The sequence below is a fragment of the Amycolatopsis dendrobii genome (assembly GCF_014145675.1).
GTDB lineage: Bacteria > Actinomycetota > Actinomycetes > Mycobacteriales > Pseudonocardiaceae > Amycolatopsis > Amycolatopsis dendrobii.
This window is the reverse complement of record NZ_JACGZW010000013.1, coordinates 27838-51863: the sequence shown is the minus strand read 5'-3', so window position 1 is coordinate 51863 and position 24026 is coordinate 27838. Positions and strand designations below refer to the sequence as shown.

General features: G+C 69.7%; 24 protein-coding genes. 13 read left to right on the top strand and 11 right to left on the bottom strand.

Translation table 11 applies throughout. From position 1 onward, the window contains the following. Positions 1–6: 6 nt before the first annotated feature. The 5 genes from H4281_RS34285 to H4281_RS34265 all read right to left on the bottom strand — a co-directional run bounded on the left by H4281_RS34285 (position 7) and on the right by H4281_RS34265 (position 5526). A complete protein-coding gene (locus H4281_RS34285; RefSeq protein ID WP_182895017.1) occupies positions 7–1728 on the bottom strand; it encodes an ABC transporter substrate-binding protein in 1722 nt (573 codons plus the stop codon). Positions 1729–1755: 27 nt separating this feature from the next. Further along, the gene (locus H4281_RS34280; RefSeq protein WP_182895016.1) at positions 1756–2748 is read right to left on the bottom strand and encodes an ABC transporter permease; all 993 of its coding nucleotides are present in this window, start codon (positions 2746–2748) and stop codon (positions 1756–1758) included. 299 nt (positions 2749–3047) lie between these two features. Next, positions 3048–3692 (bottom strand): GntR family transcriptional regulator, encoded by a 645-nt coding sequence (locus tag H4281_RS34275; RefSeq protein WP_182895015.1) that lies wholly within the window; start codon positions 3690–3692, stop codon positions 3048–3050. A 51-nt stretch (positions 3693–3743) separates the two neighbouring features. Next, entirely contained in the window at positions 3744–4652 is a 909-nt protein-coding gene (locus H4281_RS34270; protein WP_182895014.1) for an NAD-dependent epimerase/dehydratase family protein, read from the bottom strand. Between the two features lie 88 nt (positions 4653–4740). Then, positions 4741–5526: an SDR family NAD(P)-dependent oxidoreductase gene (locus H4281_RS34265; protein WP_182895013.1), complete on the bottom strand. Its 786-nt coding sequence runs from the start codon at positions 5524–5526 to the stop codon at positions 4741–4743. Between the two features lie 101 nt (positions 5527–5627). Between H4281_RS34265 and H4281_RS34260 the strand changes: the two genes are divergently transcribed. Then, on the top strand, positions 5628–6242 hold the full coding sequence (locus H4281_RS34260; protein WP_182895012.1) for a TetR/AcrR family transcriptional regulator: 615 nt from the start codon (positions 5628–5630) through the stop codon (positions 6240–6242). Positions 6243–6272: 30 nt separating this feature from the next. Here the strand turns inward: H4281_RS34260 and H4281_RS34255 are convergent, their stop codons facing one another. After that, positions 6273–6620 (bottom strand): hypothetical protein, encoded by a 348-nt coding sequence (locus H4281_RS34255; protein WP_182895011.1) that lies wholly within the window; start codon positions 6618–6620, stop codon positions 6273–6275. Positions 6621–6874: 254 nt separating this feature from the next. On the opposite strand from H4281_RS34255, the gene H4281_RS34250 reads away from it, so the two are divergent. Genes H4281_RS34250 through H4281_RS34240 form a run of 3 tightly spaced genes read left to right on the top strand, consistent with a single transcriptional unit; the run spans position 6875 to position 9698 of the window. Then, positions 6875–7090, top strand: a complete 216-nt coding sequence (locus H4281_RS34250) for a hypothetical protein (protein WP_037812989.1) — start codon at positions 6875–6877, stop codon at positions 7088–7090. Further along, entirely contained in the window at positions 7087–8541 is a 1455-nt protein-coding gene (locus H4281_RS34245; RefSeq protein WP_182895010.1) for a sodium:solute symporter family protein, read from the top strand. The genes H4281_RS34250 and H4281_RS34245 overlap by 4 nt, the downstream gene beginning before the upstream one ends. Further along, on the top strand, positions 8538–9698 hold the full coding sequence (locus tag H4281_RS34240) for an amidohydrolase (protein WP_182895009.1): 1161 nt from the start codon (positions 8538–8540) through the stop codon (positions 9696–9698). Before H4281_RS34245 ends, H4281_RS34240 begins: the two co-directional genes overlap by 4 nt. 13 nt (positions 9699–9711) lie before the next feature. Here the strand turns inward: H4281_RS34240 and H4281_RS34235 are convergent, their stop codons facing one another. Beyond that, positions 9712–11178, bottom strand: coding sequence for a chlorohydrolase family protein (locus H4281_RS34235; protein WP_182895008.1), 1467 nt, complete (start codon positions 11176–11178; stop codon positions 9712–9714). A gap of 137 nt (positions 11179–11315) precedes the next feature. Here H4281_RS34235 and H4281_RS34230 point away from each other — a divergent pair, with 137 nt between their 5' ends. Then, complete coding sequence (locus H4281_RS34230; RefSeq protein ID WP_182895007.1) at positions 11316–11972, top strand: GntR family transcriptional regulator; 657 nt, start codon at positions 11316–11318, stop codon at positions 11970–11972. 143 nt (positions 11973–12115) lie between these two features. Here H4281_RS34230 and H4281_RS34225 read toward each other — a convergent pair whose 3' ends face one another. The 4 genes from H4281_RS34225 to H4281_RS34210 all read right to left on the bottom strand — a co-directional run bounded on the left by H4281_RS34225 (position 12116) and on the right by H4281_RS34210 (position 16587). Further along, on the bottom strand, positions 12116–13324 hold the full coding sequence (locus H4281_RS34225; RefSeq protein ID WP_182895006.1) for an amidohydrolase family protein: 1209 nt from the start codon (positions 13322–13324) through the stop codon (positions 12116–12118). A 715-nt stretch (positions 13325–14039) separates the two neighbouring features. Next, entirely contained in the window at positions 14040–14876 is an 837-nt protein-coding gene (locus tag H4281_RS34220) for a class II fructose-bisphosphate aldolase (protein ID WP_182895005.1), read from the bottom strand. Continuing rightward, on the bottom strand, positions 14873–15760 hold the full coding sequence (locus tag H4281_RS34215) for a 1-phosphofructokinase family hexose kinase (RefSeq protein WP_182895004.1): 888 nt from the start codon (positions 15758–15760) through the stop codon (positions 14873–14875). Before H4281_RS34215 ends, H4281_RS34220 begins: the two co-directional genes overlap by 4 nt. Continuing rightward, a complete protein-coding gene (locus tag H4281_RS34210; RefSeq protein WP_182895211.1) occupies positions 15760–16587 on the bottom strand; it encodes an SIS domain-containing protein in 828 nt (275 codons plus the stop codon). The genes H4281_RS34215 and H4281_RS34210 overlap by 1 nt, the downstream gene beginning before the upstream one ends. 191 nt (positions 16588–16778) lie before the next feature. On the opposite strand from H4281_RS34210, the gene H4281_RS46855 reads away from it, so the two are divergent. The 8 genes from H4281_RS46855 to H4281_RS34175 all read left to right on the top strand — a co-directional run bounded on the left by H4281_RS46855 (position 16779) and on the right by H4281_RS34175 (position 23959). After that, entirely contained in the window at positions 16779–17174 is a 396-nt protein-coding gene (locus H4281_RS46855; protein WP_370648178.1) for a DeoR family transcriptional regulator, read from the top strand. Continuing rightward, entirely contained in the window at positions 17114–17296 is a 183-nt protein-coding gene (locus H4281_RS45255) for a hypothetical protein (protein WP_220508320.1), read from the top strand. The genes H4281_RS46855 and H4281_RS45255 overlap by 61 nt, the downstream gene beginning before the upstream one ends. A gap of 78 nt (positions 17297–17374) precedes the next feature. Continuing rightward, a complete protein-coding gene (locus H4281_RS34200; RefSeq protein WP_182895003.1) occupies positions 17375–18556 on the top strand; it encodes a Gfo/Idh/MocA family protein in 1182 nt (393 codons plus the stop codon). A gap of 50 nt (positions 18557–18606) precedes the next feature. Then, positions 18607–19884 (top strand): extracellular solute-binding protein, encoded by a 1278-nt coding sequence (locus H4281_RS34195; RefSeq protein ID WP_237599259.1) that lies wholly within the window; start codon positions 18607–18609, stop codon positions 19882–19884. A 10-nt stretch (positions 19885–19894) separates the two neighbouring features. Continuing rightward, complete coding sequence (locus tag H4281_RS34190) at positions 19895–20809, top strand: carbohydrate ABC transporter permease (RefSeq protein ID WP_182895002.1); 915 nt, start codon at positions 19895–19897, stop codon at positions 20807–20809. Then, entirely contained in the window at positions 20806–21693 is an 888-nt protein-coding gene (locus tag H4281_RS34185) for a carbohydrate ABC transporter permease (RefSeq protein ID WP_182895001.1), read from the top strand. Before H4281_RS34190 ends, H4281_RS34185 begins: the two co-directional genes overlap by 4 nt. Positions 21694–21716: 23 nt before the next feature. Further along, positions 21717–22655, top strand: a complete 939-nt coding sequence (locus tag H4281_RS34180) for a carbohydrate kinase family protein (protein WP_182895000.1) — start codon at positions 21717–21719, stop codon at positions 22653–22655. Next, on the top strand, positions 22652–23959 hold the full coding sequence (locus H4281_RS34175; RefSeq protein ID WP_182894999.1) for an alpha-glucosidase/alpha-galactosidase: 1308 nt from the start codon (positions 22652–22654) through the stop codon (positions 23957–23959). Before H4281_RS34180 ends, H4281_RS34175 begins: the two co-directional genes overlap by 4 nt. The last annotated feature ends 67 nt before the right edge of the window (positions 23960–24026 follow it).

The following is a 24026-nucleotide window of genomic DNA, read 5'->3' as shown; positions in this document are numbered from 1 at the left end:
GGGGTGCTACTGCCCGATGCCGACGGCCGACAGATCGATCGACCCGAAGAAGTAGCCGACCTGCGCGTTGCGCACCTTCGAACCGACCACGCTGTAGGTGTAGTTGCGCACCAGCGGCACGAGCGGGTACTGCTGCATGATCTGATCCATCGCGGTCGCCCACTTGCGGCCGAGCTCGTCGGCGGACCCGTTCTGCCCGCGCAGCCGGTACAGCTCGCCCGACAGCTTGGCGTCGTAGTACCGCGGGATGTTGGAGAAGCCGTAGGTCTTGCCGTCGAGGCTCGGGCCGACGTTCGGGTCGACCGTGAAGCGCACCGACGCGCTGTCCGCGCCGCCGCACCAGCCGGACCGCGCGATGTCCGGCATCTGGTCGCCGGCGAGGACGGTGTAGTAGTTCGCGGTCGGGATCGGGCGCAGCTGCACGTCGACGCCCAGCGCCTTCAGGTTCTGCTGCAGGACGGTGCCGACCCCCTTGTACTTAGCCGACGCCTCGGCGTACCCGTACACCAGCGACTTGGGATAGTTCTTGCCCTGCAACAGCTTCTTGGCCTCGCCGAGCTTCGACTGCCCCTTCGGGTCCAGTGCGGTGTGCTGTTCGACATATCCTTTCTGCGCGTCGTTGATATACGACTGCGGGATGTTGCCGAACCGCTCGCCGCCGTACTGGAGCAGGATCGCGTTGCGGTCCAGCGCCAGCGCGAACGCCTTGCGGACGTCCGGGTCGGTGATCGTCGTCGTGTTGAAGTTCAGCACGTCGGTGCAGCCGAGCAGACCGGCGGCGGTGCGCTTGGAGATGTCCGAGGCGGACAGTTTCGCGATGTCCGACGGCTGCAGCGCGCCCTGGGTGTCCAGCGTGAGCGCCGTCGGGTCCGCGTCGGAAAGCAACTGCTGGCTGATCGTCGCCTGCGCGGTCGACAGCGTGAACGTGAAGGTGTCGGGCAGCGCCGGGCGGTTCGGGTCGGTCGCCGGGTCCCAGTTCGGGTTGCGGACCAGCTTCAGGCCGCGGCCGCGGTCGTAGGACGCGATCTTGTACGGACCGCTCGACACCGGGTGGTTGGTGTAGTCGAGCTTGGTGTCCTTCGCCCGCGGCACCGGCGCGGTGTTCGACCGCGACACCAGCGCGGGGAACTCGGCGAACGGCTGCTTCAGATGGAAGACGACTGTGTGGTCGTCCGGGGTGTCGATCGCCTTGAAGTCGCCGCCCTTGTACGGGCCTTGGTAGCCGTCGTCGGTCAGCGCGGAGTCGAGTTCCTGCGGGGCCTGGGTGTAGACGTCGCGTGCGTAGGTGCGCTCGACGCCGTACTTGACGTCCTGCGCGGTGATCGGCGTGCCGTCCTCGTACTTGAGGCCCTGGCGGAGGGTGTAGGTCCAGGTGAGACCGTCCGCCGACGCCTTGCCGAGGTCGGTCGCCAGGTCGGGCACGATCGTCGGCGGTGTGCCGGAGGTCTCCTTCGCCATGGTCAGCGTGCGGTAGTACAGCTGGCCGACGTTGGCGGTCTGGACGTAGTTGCTGTTGCCCGGGTCGAGGGTCTGGAAATCCGACGACATCAGGACGTGGACGTCGCCGCCCTTCGCCGTCGACCCCTCGGCCACCTTGACCGCGGCGCGTTTGGTCACGTCCTGCTGCCCGTTGCCCGCGCCCGCGGCGGGTTTCGGGCCGCCGCACGCGGTCAGCGTCAGTCCGGCGGCGAGCGCCAGGACTCCCGCCGCGGTGGTGCTTTTCTTCACGGAACACTCCTTATGCAGAAGGGAAAATCAGCGGCGGGACGCCTTGGGGTCGAGCGCGTCCCGGACGGCGTCGCCCAGCAGGTTGAAAGCCAGCACGGTGATCGCGAGCGCGCCCGCGGGCACAGCCAGGAACCAGGGGTCGGAGAGATACCAGTTGCCCGCCTGTGCCGCGTTGAGCATCTGGCCCCAGGACGGCGTCGGGTCTTTCACGCCGACGCCGAGGAACGACAGCGCGGCTTCGGAGGTGATGTTGATCGGGATCAGCATGGTCGCGTACACGAGCACGACGCCCAGCACGTTCGGGATGATCTGCTTCAGGATGATCGACCGGCGGCTCGCGCCGAACGCCTTCGCCGCCTCGACGTACTCCTGCTCGCGGATCGAAAGCACCTGGCCGCGCACGACGCGGGCGAGGTAAGCCCAGCCGAAGAAGCCGAGGATGATCACCAGCGACGAGATCGGGATCAGGCTGCCCGAATCGAGCGCGGTGCCGCGCAGCCGGGACTGCAGGATCGGCGTCAGCGACAGCACCAGCAGCAGGTGCGGGAACGCGAGGAACAGGTCCATGATCCGGCTGATGACCATGTCGGTTTTGCCGCCGAAGTAGCCCGCAGCCGCGCCGAGGACGGTGCCCAGCACGACCGAGACGACGGTGGCCAGCAGCGCGATGGTCAGCGAAACCCGTGCGCCGTAAGCCATCCGCGCGAAGATGTCCCGGCCGAGGCCTGGTTCGAGGCCCAGCCAGTGCTCGCTCGACGGGTAGCGGTAGTAGTCCAGCGGCAAGCCGGGCGTGGTGAAGCCGTCGAGGAAGTCCGGGCCGGTGTGCGCGGTGAACGGGTCGGAGCCCTCGATGCCCGTCAGCACCGGGGCGAGGATCGCGAACAGCACGATCAGGCACACCGCGGCCAGCGCCGCCATCGCGATGCGGCTGCGCCGGATCCGCAGCCAGGCCGTGCCCACGAGGGTGCGGCCGGAGCGGACTGTCGCGACCGGGGCGGCGGACGTGTCGACACCTTGCACGGGGGTCTCCTCGTCGAGAGCGAAACGATGGCGTTTGGTATACCAAGTGCTCGCGCAAGATCACAAGAGTGTCTTCGAGGATTGTTGCCGTGCTGTGTGCTCGTTGGCACAGCGCGAAATGGCCGCACGTCGCCGGGCGACGTGCGGCCTACCAAATGATGATGATCAAGCGCCGGCTTCTCGCCCGCCGCGGTTCAGCAGGGTGTCCGAAAAGGACGGCGGACGGGCGGTCTCGAGCGCGTGACTCAGGCCGTGCCCGGCCCCTGGCCGATCCCGCCTCCTTGCCGGGAACTCGGCCGTCAGTCCTCCCCGCGCCCCAGCCCGCGCAGATGCCGCCCGCTCTCCATGTGCTCCATCAGCAGCGCTTCCACGGTGTCCACGTCCCGCCGCGCGATCGCGTCGTACAGCGCCCGATGCTCCCCCGCCACGCGTTCCAGGTCCTCGTGCTGGCCGAGCAGCCACCGCATCCGGCTGCGCAAGGTCAGTTCCAGTTCGTTGAGCAGCTCATTGCCCGCCATCGCCGTGACGGCCTCGTGGAAATCCGCCGCCGCGCGGCGGGCCGTCACCGCGTCCCCGGCAGCGGCGGCGGACGTTTCCTCGTCCAGTGCCGCACGGAGCCGGTCCAGCCCGGCCCGCGAATGGCGGGCCGCCGCGAGCTTGAACGTGAGGACTTCCAGCGCCGCGCGCACTTCCTGCAAGTCGGCGATGTCGCTCGCGGTGAACTCCCGCACCACGGCCCACGTCCGGGGACGCGGCGTGACCAGGCCTTCGGCGACCAGCGTTTTCAGCGCGTCCCGCACCGGGACGCGGCTCACCCCGAGGTCCGCGGCGAGATCCCGTTCGACGAGCTTGCTTCCCGGTGCGCGCGCCCCGTCCAGGATCTCGTCCCGCAGCTGCCGGACCACCCGGTCCGTCTCGGATTCGACGCCCTGTTCCGCTGCCATCGGGCCATTCTCGCACCACCGCCCGGACCGTCCACTGTGGCCGGTGGATGCTCAGCGCGGATTCGTCTTCCGCCACTCCGCGTAATCCGCCACCGCCGCCCGCACGTCGAACTCCGGCGCGAAGCCCGTTTCCTCCCTGAGCCGCGAAATATCCAGATACGGCCCCGTCGCGCCGCCGGGCCGCAGCTGATCCGGCACACCCGGCGCGATCTCCGCGAGCGCCTCGCCGAACTCCCGGTTCGTCACCGGCTGCCCGCTCGAAACGTTGTACGTGTCGTGTTTCAGCGACGGCGCCGTGATCAGCAACGCGATCGCGCGGCCGGCGTCCGGCGCGTAGCAGCAGTCGAAGCCCTCGTCGGCGACCAGCGGACGCGGCGGGTCGCCACGCAGCCCGGCGTTGAGGTAGGACGGGATCGGGAAGAACGGCGATTCCGGGTCCACCAGCGGACCCCACACCGTCCCGATCCGCAGCACCACCGGTTCGACGCCGCTCCCCCGCAGGCTGTGCGTCGTGAGGGGTTCGGCGGCTTTCTTGAACGCCACGATGAGATGCGGCAGATCCGCGGCCGGCAGCGGCAGGTCCTCGTGCCAGCTCGGCTCGTCGCGCCCGAGGTACACGCCGAGGCTGCTCGCCACCGCGAACCGCCGCACCTGCCACGCCCGGGCCGCGTCGAGGGCGTTGGCCAGGCCGGTCAGGTCGGTCCGGAAGAACGCGACCGGGTCGTCGCCGGGGATGCTGCCGGCCAGGTGGACGATCGCGGTGATGTCGTACCGGTCGCCGAGCGCGAGGAACGCCTCCCGGTCGGTGACGTCGAGCGTTTCCACGGCGACCCGGCCCTCCAGGAAGGACGGGACATCGGTCCGCCGGTGCCCGGTGACGAGGACGTCCTGCCCCAGATCGGCCAGCGCCCGGGCCGTGTGCGCGCCGATCATGCCGAGGCCGCCGGTCACGAGGATCATCGCCGCACCCCGCGCCGGGCAGTCGAAAGCTTGGTCATGCCGCGACGCTACGGCCCGGCCGCCGGTCAGTTCTTGAACAAATCGCGCATCAGAAGTGCGTGCCGCCGTCGATGCGGACCTCGGTGCCGGTGATGAACGCGGCGTCCTCGCTGGCGAGCATCGCGACGACCGACGCGACCGTCTCCGGACCGGCGAACCCCTGGCCCAGCGCGGGAAGCAGCTTGCCGAGCAGGGTAAAGTCGGCGTCCTCGGGGAAGCCGGGGCCGACGCTCTGCTTGCTCTTGCCGCTGCCGTCGGTCATGCCCGAGGAGATCGAACCGGGCTGCACGGCGGTGAAGCGGATGCCGTCCTTCGCGTATTCGGACGCCAGCGCGTGCGTCATCGACTGGATGCCGCCCTTGCTCGCCGCGTACGCCGCCATGTAGGGGTGCGCGAACATCGCCGACGTCGAACTGAAATTCACCACCGCCGGGCCGCTGCCCTCGCGCAGCGCCGGGATCGATTCGCGGATCATCAGGAACGTGCCGACCAGGTTGACGCGCAGCACCTGCTCGAACGCCTCCAGCGGCATCTCGTGGGTGTGCGCCGACCGCAGGATGCCCGCGGCGTTGACGAGCGCGTCCAGCCCGCCGAGCTGCTCGACCGCCGACGCGACCCCGGCCTTCACCGACGCTTCGTCGGCGACGTTCACGACCACGGTGCTCAGCCGGTCCGCCGCGTCGCCGGCCTTCTCGACGGTGTCCGCCAGGCCCGCTTCGCTCACGTCCGCGGCGACGACGCGCCCGCCCTCGGCCAGCATCCGCAGCACCGTCGCCTGCCCGATGCCCGAGCCCGCTCCGGTGACCAGCACCCGGCGTCCTTCGTAACGGTTCATGGTCCGCTCCTTTCGTCTGCCGTCACGGTACGCCTAGGTGGCAGACTGTGCCACTCTGACTGCAACCGCACGATTGACAGTGATCAGGTAGCGTGGCGACGGTGAGCGGAAAGACCCCAACCCTGACCGAACGGCGCAAAGCGGCGACGCAACTCGACATCGCCCGCGCCGCCGCGCGCCTGTTCACCGAGCATGGCGCACAGGGAACGACCGCGGAAGCGATCGCCGCCGCGGCGGGCGTCGCGCCGCGCACCTTCTACCGCTACTTCCGCACCAAAGAGGACGCGGTCGCCCCGCTGCTGGTCGTAGGCGCCGATTCGTGGCGGGAGCACCTCGCGTCGACACCCGAAGGAACGCCGCTGCTGAAGGCAGTCGAGGACGCGATCCACAAGACGATCTCCGCCGCCGACGCCACTACGGAATTCAGCTGGACGCGCGGGCTGCTGCGAGCCGCGAGCGGGGACGATTCGGCGTTGGCGGCGGTGTGGCATCGGGTGAACGGCGAATCCGAGACTCGGCTGCGGCCGGTGTTAGCGCGGCTGGCTCCGGAGACGGACGAGGTGACGGTGCATCTGGTGGCGGCCGCGGCGACGGATGCCATTCGGATCTCGCTTGAGCTGTGGGCCGGGACGGAGGAGAAGTCGGCACCGGTCGAGTTGGCGGTCCGGTGTTTTCGCGGGTTGTCGGCTGGGCTCGTGAGCGCCGATCACGGTTAGAACCGGGACCGGCGCTCGCGAGCCAGCCGGTCAGCGGAACTCGTGCACGACCTCGATTTCCCCGACCAGGTGCGCGTTGAATTCCTCCAGCTCCTCGGCGGGGACCCACAGCTCCAGGATCGTCTCGCCGCCCGCCTGCCGCACCGGGTAGCGGGCGAGGAACGCCGTTTCGACGCGGAAGCGGGTCACATACCCGGCGCCGTCGTACCGGACGTTCCAGTCTCGCGCGATCTTCACCGCGTAGTCCTCGTTCAGCACCGGGTAGAAGATCGGCTGATCCGGCAGCCGCGGCGGCCACGCGCGCCAGCCGGACTGACGGACCAGCTCCAGTTCGGCCGGGCCGGCCGGCCGCCACAGCTGCGTCGTCGAGTTGTCCATTGCGCCCCCCCTTCGACGACACAAGCTAGCCCCGAACGCGGGTGCCGGCGAAGGGTTTTGCCTCGCCAAACCAGAGTGATCCGGTCTACCAAAGCACTCGTGCCGCCAACAGCGTCCAAATCGGACAAACCGCAAACATCGCCGAACACCCCGGCATCTCGAACGATAGCGACCCCGCATCGTTCCTGAACACGCCCTTGACAACCCGCCACTGGCCGCGCTTATGGTATACCAAACAATGAAGGGTGTGCGCGATGAAGCGTTCCGCAGTGGTGGCCGCGGTGGCCTTCACTCCTTACGTGGCGATGATCGCCGGCCTGCCCTGGTTCAGCGGCGACGGCCGGATCTGGTTCCTGCCCGAGATCGGGTTCTGGATCCTCCTCTGGGTGGCCCTCACGCCCGTGTTCCTCGGCGTCGCCGACCGCATCCGGCGCCCGGGCGCCGCCGAGACCGAGCAGGAGCAGCGATGAACGCGGGAGCCGTCGTCGCGTTGGCCGTGGTGGCGCTGGCGGTGGTCATCGGACTCGCCGCGCGCGGCCGGAAGCAGATGAACCTCGAACAGTGGACGGTCGCCGGCCGGTCCTACGGGACGCTGCTGTTCTGGGTGCTCGCCGCGGGCGAGACCTACTCGACCTTCACCTACCTAGGCGCCTCCGGATTCGCCTACGCCAACGGCGGCGCGGCGTTCTACATCGCCGGCTACGGCACGTGCGCCTTCGTCCTGTCCTACTTCTTCCTCCCTCCATTGTGGAGGTACGCGAAGAAGCACAACCTCGTCACCCAAGCGGATTTCTTCACCCACCGCTTCCGCAGCCCGTGGTTCGGCGCGCTGACCGCGATCGTCGGCGTGGCGTTCATGATCCCCTACATCGAGGCGCAACTGCTCGGCCTCGGCCAGATCGTCGAGACGACGACCGGCATCAACCGGGTCACCAGCATGGTGCTCGCGGTCGTGCTGATCGCGGTGTTCGTCTACGCGTCCGGCATGAAGGCCGCCGCGTGGGTTTCGGTGCTCAAGGACATCCTGCTGATCGGCACCGTGCTGGTCGTCGGCATCGCCATTCCCGTGCACTACTTCGGCGGTTTCGGGCATCTCATCGACACTGTCCAGGCCCAGCACCCCGGCTTCCTCGGCGTCCCGGCTCCGGGCAGCCCGCTCGGCGTCCCGTGGATGATGTCGACCCTGCTCGTCACGAGCGCGGCGTTCTTCATGTTCCCGCACGCGCTCGCCGCGATGTACACCGCGAAGTCCGAGCAGACGATCCGCCGCAACGCGATTTACCTTCCGCTGTACCAGATCCTGATCGCGCTGACGCTGTTCGTCGGCTTCGCCGCGGTGCTCGTCGTGCCCGGTTTGAAGGGCAGCGCCACCAACGGCGCGCTGCTTTCGCTGACGCTGAAGACCATGCCGTCGTGGGTGGTCGGTCTCGTCGGCGGCGCGGGCGCGCTGGCCGCGATCGTGCCGATCAGCCTGCTGCTCCTGCAGTCCGCGACGCTGCTGGCCCGCAACGTCTACCAGGGCGTCCTGCGGCCGAAGACCAGCGAACTGGGCGTGTTCCGGCTGTCGCGCGCGCTGGTCGTCGTGGTGACCGCGGTGGCGCTGGTCTTCGCGATCTTCCAGCCCGCCCTGCTGGTGAACCTGCTGCTGACCGGCCAGAACGGCGTCTCCCAGTTCTTCCCGGCGATCGTGCTGGGGCTGGTGTGGCGGCGGCTGACCAAGGCGGGCGCGGCGACCGGGCTCGTGGTCGGCGTGGCGATCGTCGCGTGGACGGTGCTCGCTTCGAAGAACACATTGTGGGGACTCAACCCCGGGCTCCTAGCGATCACCGTCAACGTCGTGCTGACCGTCGGCGTCAGCCTCGCCACCTCCGAGCGGCGCGAGCCGACCGTCCGGGCCGAGGCTGTGGAGGGAGTCGCGTGAACCTGTTGCTGCGCAACGTCCGGCTGGGAGGCGGCGATCCGACGGACGTGCTGGTGCGCGACGGCCGGATCGCCGGGTTCGGGCCCGCCGATGCGGATGGGCCCGTCGAGGACGGCGGCGGCGCGCTGCTGCTGCCCGGCCTCGTCGACGCGCACTGCCACCTCGACAAGACCCTGTGGGGCCTGCCCTGGGTGCCGAACACCTCGGGTTCGACGCTCGCCGACCGGATCTCCAACGAACAGCGCCGCCGCAAGGAATTCGGGCTCCCTTCGCCCGAACCCGCGGCCGCGCTGCTCGACGCGATGATCGCGAACGGCACTTCCTTCGTCCGCGCGCACACCGATGTCGACCCCGAACTGGGGCTGTCCGGCATCGAGGCGGTGCGGGAGGCGGCGGCGCGGCATCGCGGCCGGGTCACCGTCGAGCAGGTCGCCTTCCCCCAGGGCGGCCTGCTCACCCGGCCCGGCACGCTGGAACTGCTGGAGCGCGCCGTGGCGTCCGGCGTCGAGAACGTCGGCGGCATCGACCCGGCGGGCTACGACCGCGATCCGCGCGGGCACCTCGACGCGATCTTCGACATCGCCGCTCGGCACGGCTGCGGGGTCGACCTGCATCTGCACGACGAAGGACCGCTCGGGGCCTGGGAGATCGAGCTCGTCATCGAGCGGACGAAGGCGCTCGGGCTCGCCGGGAAGGTCGCGATCGGGCACGCGTTCGGCATCTGCGGCATCCCGGACGCGCAGCAGGACCGGCTGCTCGAAGGCCTCGCGGAGCAGCGGATCACACTGACCACCGCGGCGGTGTACGACCGGCCGGTGCCGCCGCTGGCCAAAATGCGGGCAGCGGGCGCGAACGCCGCGTGCGGCAACGACGGCATCCGCGACCTGTGGGGCCCCTACGGCGACGGGGACATGCTGACGCGCACCATGCACCTGGCGTACCGCAGCTCGTTCCGGACTGACCCGGAGATCGAACTCGCGCTGCACGCGGCGACGTACGGCGGCGCGAAAGCATTACGGCTCAAGGATTACGGCCTGAAAATTGGCGACCACGCTGATTTCTTCCTCGTAGCCGCACGGTACCCGGCCGAAGCCGTCGTGTCCCATCCTCCGCGACGGCTCGTGGTGAAGGGCGGGGCCATCGTCTCGCGGCGATAGCCCCGCCCGCCGCTTACTCCTGGAACGCCGGGAAGGCCGGAGGGAACAACTCCCCCGCCTCCCGGCGTTCGACGTCCCGCTCCGGATACGCGGCGCGCATCTTCTCGAACAACGCCTGCCCGCGGCGGCGGAGGTCCCGCTCGTCGACGCCGGGAAGGCGCCCGTCCACCAGCACCGGCTGGCCCGCGACGACGGAATGCGTTGCCTGGCGGGCGGTTCCGGAGAGCAGGAACGTGCGGATCGGGTCGTCCCGCACACCGTCGCGGAGGTCGCCGACGCGGAACGCGACGAGGTCCGCCTGTGCGCCCGGCTCCAGCTTGCCGAGGTCGTCGCGGCGGAGCGCTCGGGCACCGCCGAGCGTCGCCGCTTCGACGTACCATTCGGCCGGAGCCGCGTCGGCGCGGTCGTCCATCACCTTCGCCAGATGCACGCCGACGTCCATGCCGCGCACCAGGTCCGGCGGGAAGGAATCCGTGCCCAGACACAGGTTCAGGCCTGCTTCGCGGTAGTCGCGGAACGAGCGCAGGGCGTGGCCGTAGCGGAAAGACGTGAGCGGGCAGTGGATCACCGACGCGCCGGCTGCGGCCAAGGTCGCGACGTCGCCGCGGTCTTCGCCGTAGACATCGGGATGGCGGTCGAGGACCTGGCCGTGCGGGATCAGGAGGCGCTCGCCGAGCAGGCCGGTGCGCTTGAGCATTTCCAGCGGAGTCACGCCGTAGCGGTCGAGGATCAGTTCGCGCTCCAGCACGCCTTGAAGGCAGTGCAGCCGCACCAGGACGTCGCGCTCGCGCGCTGCGTCGGCGGTGGCGCGCATGAGGTCTTCGGTGAGGGTCTCGATGCGGCATGGCAGCAGAACACCGTTGACGAGCGGGTCGTCTAGTTCCTTTGCGTGGTCCAGGAACCGCAACGCGTCGGCTAACCCGTCCTCGCCGCGGGGTTCGTCGAAGGCGACCGTGCGGGCACCGTCCGCAGTGGCCACGTTGACGCCGGATCGGTAAGCCGGGCCTAGATATCCGCGCAGCCCGAGGTTCCGCGAGAAGTCCGCCATCGCGACGAGTTCCTCGTACGGCTCGGCCCACGACGAATGGACTTCCGACGCGATCGGCATGAACGTCGTGATTCCGTGCAGCGCCAGCTGGACGAGCGCGTACTCGCGAATGGTCTGCCGTTCTTCCGGGGTGAAGACGTCGCGGCGGCGGTGCGCGAAGTAGTCCTCGGACCACTGGAGACCGGCCGCGCGGTCCGCCGCCGCCCAGGAATCGAGGACGAGATGGTCCACGTCGGTCAGCGCGTCGAGGTCGATCAGGCCCGGGAGGACGAGCGATTCGCCGAGGTCGACGTCCACGTCCGTCGTTCCGGCATACCGCGGGCCGACGTAGGCGACGACGTCGTCTTCCCAGACGACCTCGCCGTTTTCCAGCAGGGCGTGCCGCCCGTTCTGATGGGCCAGCACATGGCGGGCACGCCAGCGAGTGCGCATCGGATTCCTTCCGCTCGGGGATTTAGGTATACCAAACGGCGGAACCTGGCGGCCAGACCTTGCCGGGGGCGGGTTTTTCCGGGAACCTGGGAGGAGGTTCGCCGATACTGTCGGTGACAGCGGCGGGAGGGGATCGGATGGAGCCGGGTTTCGCGTCGGAGTCCGAGCGCGTCACGGAACGGCTGCGGAACGAGATCCTCGACGGCACGCGGGCTCCCGGCAGCAAGCTGGTCGAACGGGATCTGGCCGCGGAGATGGGCGTGAGCCGGGTGCCGGTGCGGGACGCGTTGCGCGCGCTGGGAAACGAGGGCCTGGTGACGCCGCGGCCGCGGTCGTGGTCGGTGGTGCGGGAGTTCACCGCGTCGGACGTCGCGGACCTCAACGAGGTGCGCACGGCCTTCGAGGGCCTCACTTTCCGGCTCGCCGCGCAACGCCGCACGCGCGAAGGCCTGGCGCGGCTGCGGGAGGTGCTCGACACGGAACTGCGCGCCGCCCGCGCCGGCGACGCGGTGTCCGCACGCCGGGCAGCCGCGGATTTCCACGAGGTCGTCACGTCGCTGTCGGCGAACGAATTGCTCGGCGAACTGGAACGGACGTTGCGCAGCCGCATGCGATGGCTGCTCGGCCAGCACGACGACCTGGAAGCGATGGCGGCCGAGCACGAACTCTTGTACGAGGCGATCGTGGACCGGGATGTCGAGCGCGTGGAACGGCTGGTGCTGGCCCATCTCGCGACCGGCACGAGCGAGGCGGCGCGGCGGCATCCGGCGGAGGAATCCGCTTCGGCCGGGTGAACCGCGAGCGCGGAGCTTCCCCAGCCTGCCTCGCGGCCGGGCCGGCCCCGGTGCGCCCCCGCTCCCGCTGACGTCTGCGAGGGGAACTCTGATTCCGGCAGGGTTCCCCGCACAGACGCTCGCGCCCGCCGGGCTTCGCCCCGTCAGAGGTCGACGACCGCCAGCCCGTCCGCCACCACGACGCCGTCGTGCAGCACCGTGCGGTCCTTGCCGCGGTCCATCACCGCGCTGGTCGGCGTCTCACCGTCCACCAGCACCAGGTCCGCCCGGTCGCCGGCGGCCACGCCGGGCCGGTCGGCGATTCCCGCCAGCCGGGGCACGTCGTGGCTCATGATCGACGCGCCGCCCGTCGTCGCGATCGCGAGCGCCATCTCGATCAGCTCGTCGCGCCGGAACCCGTGCGTGAAGGCCAGCTGCCACGTCCGGTCGAGCAGATCGCAGTTGCCGTACGGGCTCCAGTAGTCCCGCTGCCCGTCCTCCCCCAGCCCGACGCGCACGCCCGCGGTCGTCAGCTCCGCCAGCGACAACTGCCGGTCGACGGACGGCGCGACCGTCGCCATCGCGATGTCCAGCTCCGCGAACGTGTCGATCAGCCGTCGGCTCACCGCCTCCGAGACCGAGCCCAGCTCGTACGCGTGCGACATGGTCACCTTGCCGCGCATGTCCAGCGCGCGGACCCGCTCGATCACCAGGTCCGTCGAAAACACCCCGAGATGGCCCGGCTCGTGCAGATGGATGTCGACCTCGACGCCGTACTTCTCGGCCAGCCCGAACACGACGTCCAAGTGCCCCTTGGGATCCTTGTCGAGCGAACACGGATCGATCCCGCCGACCACCGACGCACCCGAACGCAGCGCGGCCTCCAGCACGTCCGCCGTGCCCGGCTCGCGCAGGATCCCCGCCTGCGGGAACGCCATCACCTCGACGTCCGCGTGCGCGGCGAAGCGCTCCTTGGCCGCGAGCACCGCGTCGAGCTTCTCGAGCCGGCAGTCCACGTCGACCTGCGCGTAGGTGCGCACGCGAGTGGTGCCGTTCGCGATCATCCGCTCCAACGTGCCCGCGACGCGTTCCGGCAGCGGGACCTCGGCGTTCCGCCAGTTCTCGCGGTCGTTCAGCATCATCGCCCAGACGCCGGGAGCTCCCGTGTGCGGCCGGAACGGCAGGCCGATGCGCGTCGAGTCGAGGTGAACGTGCACGTCGCTGAAGGAGGGGAACAGCAGCCGCCCGCGCCCCTCGACCACGTCCCCGCCGGACGCCGCCGGATCATGCGGCCGGACCGCGGCGATCCGGTCGCCTGCCACCTCGACGTCGCTGCGCTGACCGCCCCAGGGACGGACGTCACGGATCAACACGGAGAGCACCTTTCTCGACGGGAGCACTTTGGTATACCAAGAGTACCCGACCCGGTCGTGCCGCGTTCTCCGCCCAAGCTCGTCGGCGAAGCCCGCGGCCGGAGGAACGATGACCGGGAAATCGCCTGTGGACGACCGGGCGCGCTGGCCTTCGTGCGCGGAACGAGCGCCGCCGAGGTGTTTCGCGCCTTCGGCATCGATCCGGACTCGGCGCGGACCATGACCACGGAGCAAGCACTGGCCGACCCTGTGCTGCGGACGGCCACGTTCGACGAAAGGCCGCGATGGATTCGCGTCGCCGAGTCCGGCGAATGGACCGTCGTGGTGGAGTACTCGCAGCAGAAGAGCTATCTCGACGGCATCTCGAACCGCCTGGCCGAGAACACCGAGGTCGTCCTCATCGCAGCCAACCCATTCGACCCCACCGCTGTCTCCTGTCTCTCGCCCGGCGAGTTCGTCTTCGCGTTCCAGCGCGGCGCGCCCTACGACTCCCGGGCCGGGACTCGCCCCCACATGTTCGACGACGAGATGTTCGACGGCGAGATGTTCGACGCCGGGCTCATCGGCTTCCCTTCACGCGCGTCGATCGCCGACGCGTCGACCGCGATGATGGCGGTCCTCAGCGGGCGCCTCGGATTCAGCCTGTCTCCGGAAACCGTCACCGGACCGCTCCCCACCGCCGGTCGCATGCACCAGTACCGGCCGCCGTACCCGCTCAACCGGCGAGCAAACGCAGAAGCCGAGCAGTCTCCGACGCCACCGCGCTCCTCCCCAGCCGGACGTACTTCCGCGGATCCACCGCGTCCGGCCGCTCCTCCAGGAACCGCCGAACCGACCGCGTGAACAGGCCATTGAGATGCGTTGAGATATTGACCTTCGCCATCCCGCTCGCCACCGCCCCGCGCAGTTCTTCGTCCGACAGTCCTGACGAGCCGTGCAATACCAGCGGGACCGGGACCGCGTCTCGCAACCGGGTCACCAGCGCACGGTCCACCTGGGCCGTCCGTTCCACCATCGCGTGAGATGTCCCGACTGCCACCGCCAGGGCGTCCACGCCGGTCGCGGCCACGAAGTCGGCCGCTTCGGCCGGGTCGGTGCGGGCACCGGGCGCGTGCACGCCGTCCTTTCCGCCCACCTCGCCCAGTTCCGCTTCCACCGCTACACCCGCGTCGTGACAGAGCGAGGCGATCTCCCGGGTCGTGCGCAGGTTTTCCGCGTACGGCAAGCGCGATCCGTCGTACATCACGCTGTCCACGCCCAATGCGATGCCCTCCCGGATCAGCTCCGGGTCTTCGATGTGGTCCAGGTGCACCAGCACGCCGACCGACGCGCGGCGGGCGATTTCCCGGGACGCCACGGTGATCGGGGCCAATCCGCCGTGGTAGCGGACGCAGTTTTCGCTGATCTGCAGCACCACCGGCAATCCGGCCTGTTCCGCACCCTCGGCGATGGCCTCGGCGTGTTCCAGCATGATCACATTGAACGCGCCCACGGCGGAACCGCGCTCGCGGGCGGCGGCCAGCAGCCGGGGCAGTTCGGGACGGGTGATCATGCGGGGGCTCCGTTCAGGAATCGGCGATAGGCGGGGAGATCGACTTCTCCGGCGACCGGGCGGAGGACGGCTGCGGCGCCCAGTGCGGCGGCGGTGCGCAGGGCTTCGATCAGGGGGCGACCGGCGGCGAGGGCGACGGCCAGTCCGGCGGTCGCGGCATCCCCGGCTCCGGTCGGGTTGCCATGGACGTCGGGGATGGCGGGGACAATCCGAACGCCGCCCTGGCCATAGGCGGCGATGCCGTCGGCTCCGCGCGAAACGACGACCAACTGCGCGCCCAGCCGGAGAAGTGCCGCAGCGCCAGCCGCTTCGTCAGCTGCGGAGGTCGCGGCGAGCAGTTCGGCTCGATTCGGCTTCACCAGCGCACCGGCGCGGGCCGCGGCCAGCAACGCGAGGCCGGAGGCGTCGACCAGCGTCCGCACTCCGGCTTCCCGGGCGATACGGGTCCAGTCGGAGACCAGGTCCGGGGAGGCACCACGCGGCAGGGAACCGGAAACCACCAGCAGGTCCGCCCCGGGCAGGCAGTGGGCCAGGCGAGAACCGAAAGCTGTCCATTCCTCTTCGGACACTTCCGGGCCGGGTTCCGCGTAAACCGTCGGATGGCCGTCCCCGGCAACCGTTACGGTGGTTCGGTTTTCGCCGGAGATCGGGACTGCCTCGAAGGGCACGTCCAGTTCAGCCCCGAGCCACCGGCCCGCCTCGCCGCCCAACGGGAGAAGGGCCTGGACCGGGGCCTCCACGGCAGCGAGCACCCGGGCGACGTTCACGCCCTTGCCGCCCGGCCGTCGCTGCACCTCCAGCACCCGGTTCGTGTCCCCGGGCGCGTGGGCGCCGATCCGGTAGGTGACGTCGATGGCCGGGTTCGGCGTCAGGGTGAGGATCATCAGGCGAGGATCACCGAGCGCGTCAGCGAGCGCGGGCGGTCGGGATCCAGGCCGCGCCGGGCGGCCAGCGCGACGGCGAAGCGTTGCGCCACCACGAGTGCGGCGAGCGGATCCAGGTCGTGGTGCACGAAACGCGCGCCGGTGCGGGCGACGTCGTCCGCGAGTCCGGCGGGGGCCGGGCCCAGCGACCAGACGAGACGGCCCGGCTGGGCGATCGCGATCGGGCCGTGGCGGTAGTCCATGGCGGGATAGGACTCAGCCCAGAACTGTGCGGCTTCGCGGGTCTTCAGTGCGGCCTCGCAAGCCAAGCCGACTGCGGGGCCGCGGCCGATGAAGGTGACCTGTTCAGCGTCGAGCAGGTCGTCGATCGGTTGCGTCAGCGCTTCGGTGCAGGCGGACGCGAGTTGGTCGATGTCGTCGCCCAGACCGGCGCGCAGCAGGGCGAGCGCGGTGGTGGCAAAGCGGGTCTGCACGACGGATTGTTCGTCGGCGAAGGAAAGTTCGACGACCTCGTCCGCGTGGGCGGCGGCGGGACTCTCGCCGACCGCGGTGATCAGCACGGTGCGCTGTGCGGGCATGGCGGCGAGCAGGTCGATGATCTCGGTCGTGGTGCCGGAGCGGGAAATCGCCACGACGCGGTCGTATTCGCGCGAAGCCGGGCATTCGGAGCCGGCGAAGGCGTCGGTGACCCCGTGGCCGCGTTGTTCGCGGGCGACGGCGTAGCTCATCGCGATGAACCAGCTGGTGCCGCAGCCGACTACGGCCACTCGTTCGCCCGGCTGAGGCAGCGCGGCCGACGGGGCCAGCGCGGCCGCCGCGCGCCACATTTCGGGCTGGGAAGCCAGTTCGGCGGCCGCGAAGGAGCCGGAGGCATCCGGAAGGGAGGACACGGGATGGAGGCCTTTCGATCCAGGACGGGCGAGATGATCGCAGCCGTCATCATACTTGAGTGTTTTTGATTGACCTATGCGTTATAGCGCAGATTCGATCATAAAGTCGAGTGAGCCTGGCCTCTAGGATGAGCACCGCCCCGCCTCCGACCAGGAAACGAGAGACCGGCATGACGCCCCGGCAACGCCTGAACGCCCTGCTCGAATCGGCGAGCGAACGGGGCAGCGTCACGATCGCGGAGATCGGCGGGGCACCCGGCATCTCCCCCGCGACCGCGCGACGGGACCTCCCGACCCTCGCCGACCAGCGGCTGATCACCCGCATCCGCAGCGGGGCCGTCGCGCTGGACACCGGCTGCGAGCCGCCGCCGCAGTACAGATCGCCCGGCAGGCCGAGGCGGCGATCGCCGCCCGCACGCCGGCGAAGAGCGAGCGGTTCATCCGCAGCGACGACGAAACCGGGGTGGCCGCGGCCGACATCGCCTACGAGCTGTCCGCCCGCGCGCGGGTCACAAGCGTCGTGACCGGCAGCAGTCCTGCGAAACGGCCGGCTCGGCAGCGCCGTCGGCGGGCGCGCCGGACGCGGTCGTCCTCGTTCGCCGCCGACCTCGCGGCGGCCTCCGCGGAGCCGGTCGTCGCGAGCTAAGCAGGCCCGCAACCGTTGCGTATTTATGATTGTTTTGCCATCATGCAGATCAATATCACGCAGAGGTGAGGTGGCGACGTGGTGAACCCCGGGGTGTTGCGAGTCGGCGTGGTCGGGGTCGGCCTGCGGGCCGAGATCGCCCGGCACGTGGCGGAATCCGGCGTCGCGGCGGAGCTCGTGGCCGCTTCGGACCCCGACGAGCGCGGCCGGGCGCGAGCGCGCGAGATGTTCGGCGACCTCGAGATCGTTGCCGGGCATCAAGAACTCGCGAACCTGGTCGACGCCGCGATCGTGACTTCCCCGGACTGGACGCATGCCGAGATCGCCGTCGACCTGCTTCGCGCCGGAGTCGCGGTGTACCTCGAAAAGCCGCTCGCCACAACACTTCCTGACGCGGACGCCGTCCTCGCCGCCGCCCAGGAAACCGGCGCCAAGCTCTACATCGGACACAACTTCCGGCACTCAGCCGTCGTCCGCACGCTCCGCGACGTCGTGACGCGCGGCGAGATCGGCGAAGTGAAAACCGTGTGGTGCCGCCATTTCGTCGGCAACGGCGGCGACTACTACTTCAAGGACTGGCACGCCGACCGCAGCCGCGTGAATTCCTTGCTGCTGCAGAAAGCCAGTCACGACCTCGACGTCATCCACTACCTCGCCGGAGGTTTCACCCGCCGCGTCACCGCGATGGGCGACCTGGCCGTCTACGGCAAGATCACCGACCGAGGCGGACAGGGCGACCGCCTCGCCGACGACTGGTTTTCCTTCGGCAACTGGCCTCCCGCCGCCCAAACCGGCCTCAACCCGGTCGTCGACGTCGAAGACCTCTCGATGGTCCACCTGCGACTCGACAACGGCGTCCTCGCCAGCTACGAACAATGCCACTTCACGCCCGACTACTGGCGCAATTACACCGTGATCGGCACCGAAGGCCGCGCCGAGAACTTCGGCGACACCGGCGGCGGCGTGGTGAAAGTATGGAACCGCCGCCGCAATTGGGCCCGAGACGGCGACCGCGAGTACCCGATCGACGGTGTCGCATCAGGACACGAGGACGCGGATCTCCGCACCATGAAAGAATTCCTGCGCTACGCAGTGCACGGCGACCCGCCGGAACTGTCGCCGATCGCCGCCCGCGAAGCCGTGGCGGCGGGCGCACTCGCCACTGAATCCCTGCGTTCCGGCTCCGTGCCGATCGACGTCCCTCCCCTGCCCGAAAAGGTAGCCGCCCACTTCTGCCCGCCGGAAGGAAACCGCAGATGACCTCTCCCTCCCCCTGTCCCCGCTAGCGCAAGGGAAGGAAAACGAAACCCATGCGCGTGCGAACCCTGACCCGGCGCGGTTTTCTCCGCGGCGCGGCGGCGATGGCGCTGGTGCCCGCCGCCGCGGCCTGCGCCGAGGCCCCCGCCGCCACGTCCGGGCCGGTCACCGTCGAAATGTGGCACGGCCAGAGCGACACCGGTCTCAAAGTCCTCAAGCAACTCGTCGCCGCGTTCCAGCGCGAGAACCCCGGCATCCGGATCGACCTCGGCGGCGGCGTGCTCGCCGACGCCATGCTGCAGAAGGTCACCGCGGCGCTCGCGTCCGGCTCCTACCCGGACATCGCGTACATCTTCGGCTCCGACCTCGCCAGCATCGCCCGCAGCCCGCGCGTGGCCGACATGGGCGACGTCGTCCACGGCCAGTTCTGGAAACCCGCGCTCGAAGCGGTCACCGTCAACGAGCGCGTCCGCGCGGTGCCCGCGATGCTCGACTCGCTGGCCGTCGCCTGCAACAGGAAACTTTTCCAGCAGCACGGCGTCCCGCTGCCGGACGCCTCCTGGCGCTGGCCGGATTTCGTGGCCACCGCGAAGAAACTGACCAACCGCGGCCAAGGACAGTTCGGCACGGCCTGGCCCGGCGCGGGCGACGAGGACACCGTCTGGCGGCTGTGGCCGATGATCTGGGACCTCGGCGGCACCATCGTCGGCCAGGACGGGCGCAGCATCGGCTTCGCCGACAGCGGAGTACAGGCACTCGAAGTGATCCGGAAACTCGCCGCCGACCGCAGTGTCTACATCGACCCGAAACCCGGCTCCGAGCAGATGTACCAGGCCTTCGCCTCGGGCCGGATCGCGATGGTGCCGACCGGCCCGTGGCAACTGCCCGACATCCTCGGCGCGGGCATCGACTACCACGTCGTCCCGCTGCCGACGTTCACCGGAAAGCCGATCACCATCTCCGGACCGGACACCTGGACGGTCTTCGACAACGGCGACCGCCGCCTCGCCGCGGCCAAAACGTTCCTGAGGTGGCTGACCGCGCCCGGCCAGGACGTCGTCTGGGACGTCGGCGCGGGCAGCCTCCCGCTGAGCGCCGAATCGCAGCGGCTTCCGGAATGGCAGCGGAAAACCCGGGACACCGCGGGGCTTTCCGTGTTCGCCGAGTCGCTCGAGAACTCGCACGTCCGCGCGAACCACCCCGCCTATCCGCAGGTTTCGCAGGCCGTCGCCGCGGCGATCGTCTCCGTGCTGCTCGGGCGCGCGACCCCCGCCGACGCCATGCGCGACTGCGCCTCCGCGGCCAACGCCGCCCTCATCATCCCCCGTTAGGACCCCGCCCATGTCCGTACATCCCGGCCCGATCACAGTCGCTCCGGCCGCCAAGACCCGCCGCCGCCGCGAAACCGCCGCCGCCTGGGCCTACCTGAGCCCCTCGGTCGTCGTCATCATCGGCCTCGGGCTGGTGCCCGTGGTGTGGTCGCTCGTCCTGTCGTTCCGGGCCGACGACTTGGTCACCCCCTCCCGGTTCGTCGGCGTCGACAACTACGCGGCGCTCGCACAGGACCCGCACTTCGGCCAAGCGGTCGGCAACACGCTGCTGTACACGGCGTTATACGTTCCGCTGAGCATCGTGCTCGGCCTCGCGCTGGCGCTCGCGCTCAACCGGCGAGTGCGCTTCATCGGCGTGTACCGGACGTTGATGTTCGTTCCGTTCGTGCTCTCGGCCACCGCACAGGGCGTCCTGTTCTCGTTCATCCTCGACCCGGAGTTCGGCGTCGCCAACTCGCTGCTGCACCGGATCGGCCTGAGCCCGCAAGGGTTTCTCACCGACCCGGCGCAGGCGTTGCTGGTCCTGGTCGCCATCACGCTGTGGAGCGGCACCGGGTTCTGCATGGTCGTCTTCCTGGCCGCGCTCCAGGACGTGCCGCCGTCGCTGATCGAAGCCGCCCGTTTGGACGGAGCCGGCCCGTTCCGCATCCTGCGGCACGTCACTCTGCCCGCGGTGCTCCCGGTGACCACGTTCCTGACGCTGTGGCAGCTGATCCAATCGCTGCAGGTGTTCGATCTGACTTACGTCACCACGAAGGGCGGGCCGCTCGGCTCGACCACGGTGATCGTCTACTTCATCTGGCAGCAGGCGTTCCAGAATTTCACCGCCGGATACGGCGCCGCCGCGGCCTACGTGCTCGCCGTCGTGCTGCTGGCGCTCGGGCTGGGCGTCCGGTTGCTGCGCCGCACCAAGGAGGTTCGATGACGACGCGCGCCCACGTCGCCCCGGTTTCCGCCGCCCGGCTGCCCGAGGTGGCACGCCAGCCCCGGCGCTGGCGGCTGCCGTTCAGCCCGTGGCATCTGCTGCTGGCCCCGCTGGCGTTGCTGTTCGCCGCGCCGCTGGTGTGGCTGCTGCTCAGCTCGGTGATGAGCAACGCGGAGATCAACCGGTTCCCGCCGTCGCTGTGGCCGTCCGGGATCGATTTCTCCGGCTACCGGTACGTGCTGGAGAACGCGCTGTTCCTGCGCTGGTTCACCAACTCGCTCATCGTGTCGGTCGTGACCGTGGCGGCCAACCTCGTCTTCGGCTCGCTCGGCGGCTACGCGTTCGCGCGCATGCGGTTCCGCGGTTCGAAGGCGATGCTCGGGCTGATGATGGCGACCATGGCGGTGCCGTTCCAGCTCACCATGATCCCGACGTTCCTGGTGATGAAGAAGCTCGGCCTCATCGACTCGCTCGGCGCGCTGATCGTCCCGTCGCTGGTCACGCCGTTCGCGGTGTTCCTGCTGCGGCAGTTCTTCCTGTCGCTGCCGCGTGAACTCGAAGAAGCGGCGTGGATCGACGGCTGCTCGCGGCTGCGGGTGCTGATCCGGATCGTGCTCCCGCTGTCCCGGCCCGCGCTGAGCACCGTCGCCGTGCTGACCTTCCTCAGCACCTGGAACGACCTGACCTGGCCGTTGATCGCGATCAACCACGACACCCAGTACACGCTCCAGCTCGGCCTGACCACCTTCCAGGGACAGCACCACACCAACTGGGCCGCGGTGATGGCCGGGAACGTCATCACCGTGCTGCCGGTGCTGCTGGCCTTCCTCGGCGCGCAGAAGACGTTCATCCAGTCCATCACCTCCAGCGGCCTCAAAGGCTGACGAGTCGTCCAGAGGAACCACGCATGCCGCACCGCTTCGACCTGCTCGTGCTCGGCGACGTCAACCCCGACGTCGTCCTCGGTCCGCTGACCGAAGACCTCGACTTCCGGCAACGGGAGCACCTCGTCGGCCACGGCTGCATCACGCTCGGCGGGTCCGCCGCGATCACCGCCGCCGGTGCCGCCCGGCTCGGGCTGAAAGTCGCCTTCGCCGGGCGGATCGGCGACGACGCCGCCGGCCGCTTCGTCCGCGACCTCCTCGACGGCCGCGGCGTCGACACCCAAGCCCTCACGGTGGATCCGACGCTGCCGACCCCGCTCACCGCGATCCTGACCCGCGGCGGCGGCCGGGCGATCGTCACCAGCTCCGGAGTGCTGGACGCGGTGTCGGCCGCGGACGTCCCCGCTGAGCTGCTCGCGAACGCGCGACACGTCCACGCCTCGTCGTACTTCCTGCTGCCCAAGCTGGCCGCCGGGCTGCCGGAACTGTTCCGTACCGCACGGGCGCACGGCGCGACCACGTCGCTGGACACCAACGACGACCCAGCGCGGCAGTGGGATCCCAGCGGCATCAAGCTGGTACTTCAGGAGACCGGCTTCCTCCTGCCCAATGCCGCCGAAGCGCTGCAACTGTCCGGAGAATCCAGCCTGCTCGACGCTGCGGCGCACCTCGCCGCACAAGGCCCGACCGTCGTCGTCAAGAACGGTGCCGACGGCGCTCTCGCGCACCACCGCGGCGAAACCGTGACGGTTCCCGCGTCCCCGATCTCCCCGCTCGACACCGTCGGCGCCGGGGACAGCTTCAACGCCGCGTTCCTGGCCGCGACGCTGCGCGGGCTGCCGCTCCGCGACGCGCTGCGGGCCGGGGTCGCCGGCGGCGGCCGGTCGACGCTCGCGCGCGGCGGGATCGACGGCCAACCCACTTGGAACGAACTCGATCTCACCGAAACGGAAAGCGCATGACCACCAAGATCACCTTCGTCGGCGCCGGCAGCGTCGTGTTCACCCAGGGTCTGCTGGCGGACCTGTTCGCCTATCCCGAATTGGCCGAGGTGCACGTCGCGCTGCACGACATCGACCCGGAACGCCTGCGGATCGCGCACGCGGCGGCCGGCCGCATCGCCGAAGCCCGCGGCGCCAAGCCCGTCCTCACCGCGCACCTCGACCGTCGCGAGGCCCTTGACGGGGCGGACTTCGTCGTCAACATGGTCCAAATCGGAATGGGCGAAGCCACCCGCGTCGACTTCGACATTCCCGCGCGCTTCGGCGTGCAGCAGACCATCGGCGACACGCTCGGCGTCGGCGGGATCTTCCGGGCCCTGCGCACGTTCCCGTTCCTGCGCGAACTCGGCGAGGACATCGCGCAGGTGTGCCCGCGGGCGTGGCTGCTGAACTACACGAACCCGATGGCGATGAACGTGCAGTACCTCTCCGAAACGCTCGGCCCGGACCGCGTGGCCGGCCTGTGCCATTCGGTGTACTGGACCGTGCACGACCTGGCCAAACTGCTGGAAGTGCCGCTGCCCGAGGTGACCTACCACGCCGCGGGCATCAACCACCAGGCGTGGATCCTGCGGCTGGAGCACCAGGGCGCCGATCTGTACCCGCGGCTCGCCGAACTCTCCGAGGACCCGCAGCTGCGGCGGCGCGTGCGGTTCGACATGTTCCGGCGGCTCGGCTACTACCCCACCGAAACCAGCGAGCATTCTTCGGAATACGTGCCCTGGTATCTCGGCCACGCCAGCGAAATCGAACGGCTGCGGCTGCCGATCGGCGCGTATCTGGACGTCGTGGCGGAGAACGAAGCCGAATACGAACGCACCCGCCAGGCGATCGAGCGCGACGAACCGCTCACCGTCGAGGGCACCAATGAATACGCGCCGCAAATCATCCACAGTGTCGTCACCGGGACGCCGCGCACCGTTTACGGCAACGTGCTCAACCGCGGGCTGATCCCGAATCTCCCCGCGACCGGAGCCGTCGAAGTGCCGTGCCTCGCCGATGCCACCGGCATCCGCCCCACGCGCGTCGACGCGCTTCCGCCGCAGCTGGCCGCGCTCAACCGCACTTACCTGAGCACCACCGAACTCGTGGTGCGCGCGGCGGTCGAGGACGATCCCCGGCACATCCGCCACGCCGCGATGACCGACCCCGCGACGGCGGCGGCGCTTCCGGTCGAACGCATCTGGGAACTGTGCGACGAAATGGTGCTCGCGCACGGCGACGCGCTTCAGCCGGGATTGCGGAAAACACTGGGCAGCTCGTGAGTCTTGACGGCGCGGCGCGGTGATCCGCTAAACTTCTGGCGCCTGCCGGACGGGCAGGCGCCAGAAG

Bases quoted from the DNA above. Each gene is read 5' to 3' on its own strand.
- H4281_RS34180 (WP_182895000.1), top strand. From the start codon at position 21,717: ATGCCGCACCGCTTCGACCTGCTCGTGCTCGGCGACGTCAACCCCGAC.
- H4281_RS34185 (WP_182895001.1), top strand. From the start codon at position 20,806: ATGACGACGCGCGCCCACGTCGCCCCGGTTTCCGCCGCCCGGCTGCCC.
- H4281_RS34230 (WP_182895007.1), top strand. From the start codon at position 11,316: ATGGAGCCGGGTTTCGCGTCGGAGTCCGAGCGCGTCACGGAACGGCTG.
- H4281_RS34175 (WP_182894999.1), top strand. From the start codon at position 22,652: ATGACCACCAAGATCACCTTCGTCGGCGCCGGCAGCGTCGTGTTCACC.
- H4281_RS34190 (WP_182895002.1), top strand. From the start codon at position 19,895: ATGTCCGTACATCCCGGCCCGATCACAGTCGCTCCGGCCGCCAAGACC.
- H4281_RS34275 (WP_182895015.1), bottom strand. From the start codon at position 3,692: ATGGCAGCGGAACAGGGCGTCGAATCCGAGACGGACCGGGTGGTCCGG.
- H4281_RS34270 (WP_182895014.1), bottom strand. From the start codon at position 4,652: ATGATCCTCGTGACCGGCGGCCTCGGCATGATCGGCGCGCACACGGCC.
- H4281_RS34210 (WP_182895211.1), bottom strand. From the start codon at position 16,587: ATGTGGCGCGCGGCGGCCGCGCTGGCCCCGTCGGCCGCGCTGCCTCAG.
- H4281_RS34245 (WP_182895010.1), top strand. From the start codon at position 7,087: ATGAACGCGGGAGCCGTCGTCGCGTTGGCCGTGGTGGCGCTGGCGGTG.
- H4281_RS34195 (WP_237599259.1), top strand. From the start codon at position 18,607: ATGCGCGTGCGAACCCTGACCCGGCGCGGTTTTCTCCGCGGCGCGGCG.
- H4281_RS34265 (WP_182895013.1), bottom strand. From the start codon at position 5,526: ATGAACCGTTACGAAGGACGCCGGGTGCTGGTCACCGGAGCGGGCTCG.
- H4281_RS46855 (WP_370648178.1), top strand. From the start codon at position 16,779: ATGAGCACCGCCCCGCCTCCGACCAGGAAACGAGAGACCGGCATGACG.
- H4281_RS34250 (WP_037812989.1), top strand. From the start codon at position 6,875: ATGAAGCGTTCCGCAGTGGTGGCCGCGGTGGCCTTCACTCCTTACGTG.
- H4281_RS34255 (WP_182895011.1), bottom strand. From the start codon at position 6,620: ATGGACAACTCGACGACGCAGCTGTGGCGGCCGGCCGGCCCGGCCGAA.
- H4281_RS34235 (WP_182895008.1), bottom strand. From the start codon at position 11,178: ATGCGCACTCGCTGGCGTGCCCGCCATGTGCTGGCCCATCAGAACGGG.
- H4281_RS34220 (WP_182895005.1), bottom strand. From the start codon at position 14,876: ATGATCACCCGTCCCGAACTGCCCCGGCTGCTGGCCGCCGCCCGCGAG.
- H4281_RS34215 (WP_182895004.1), bottom strand. From the start codon at position 15,760: ATGATCCTCACCCTGACGCCGAACCCGGCCATCGACGTCACCTACCGG.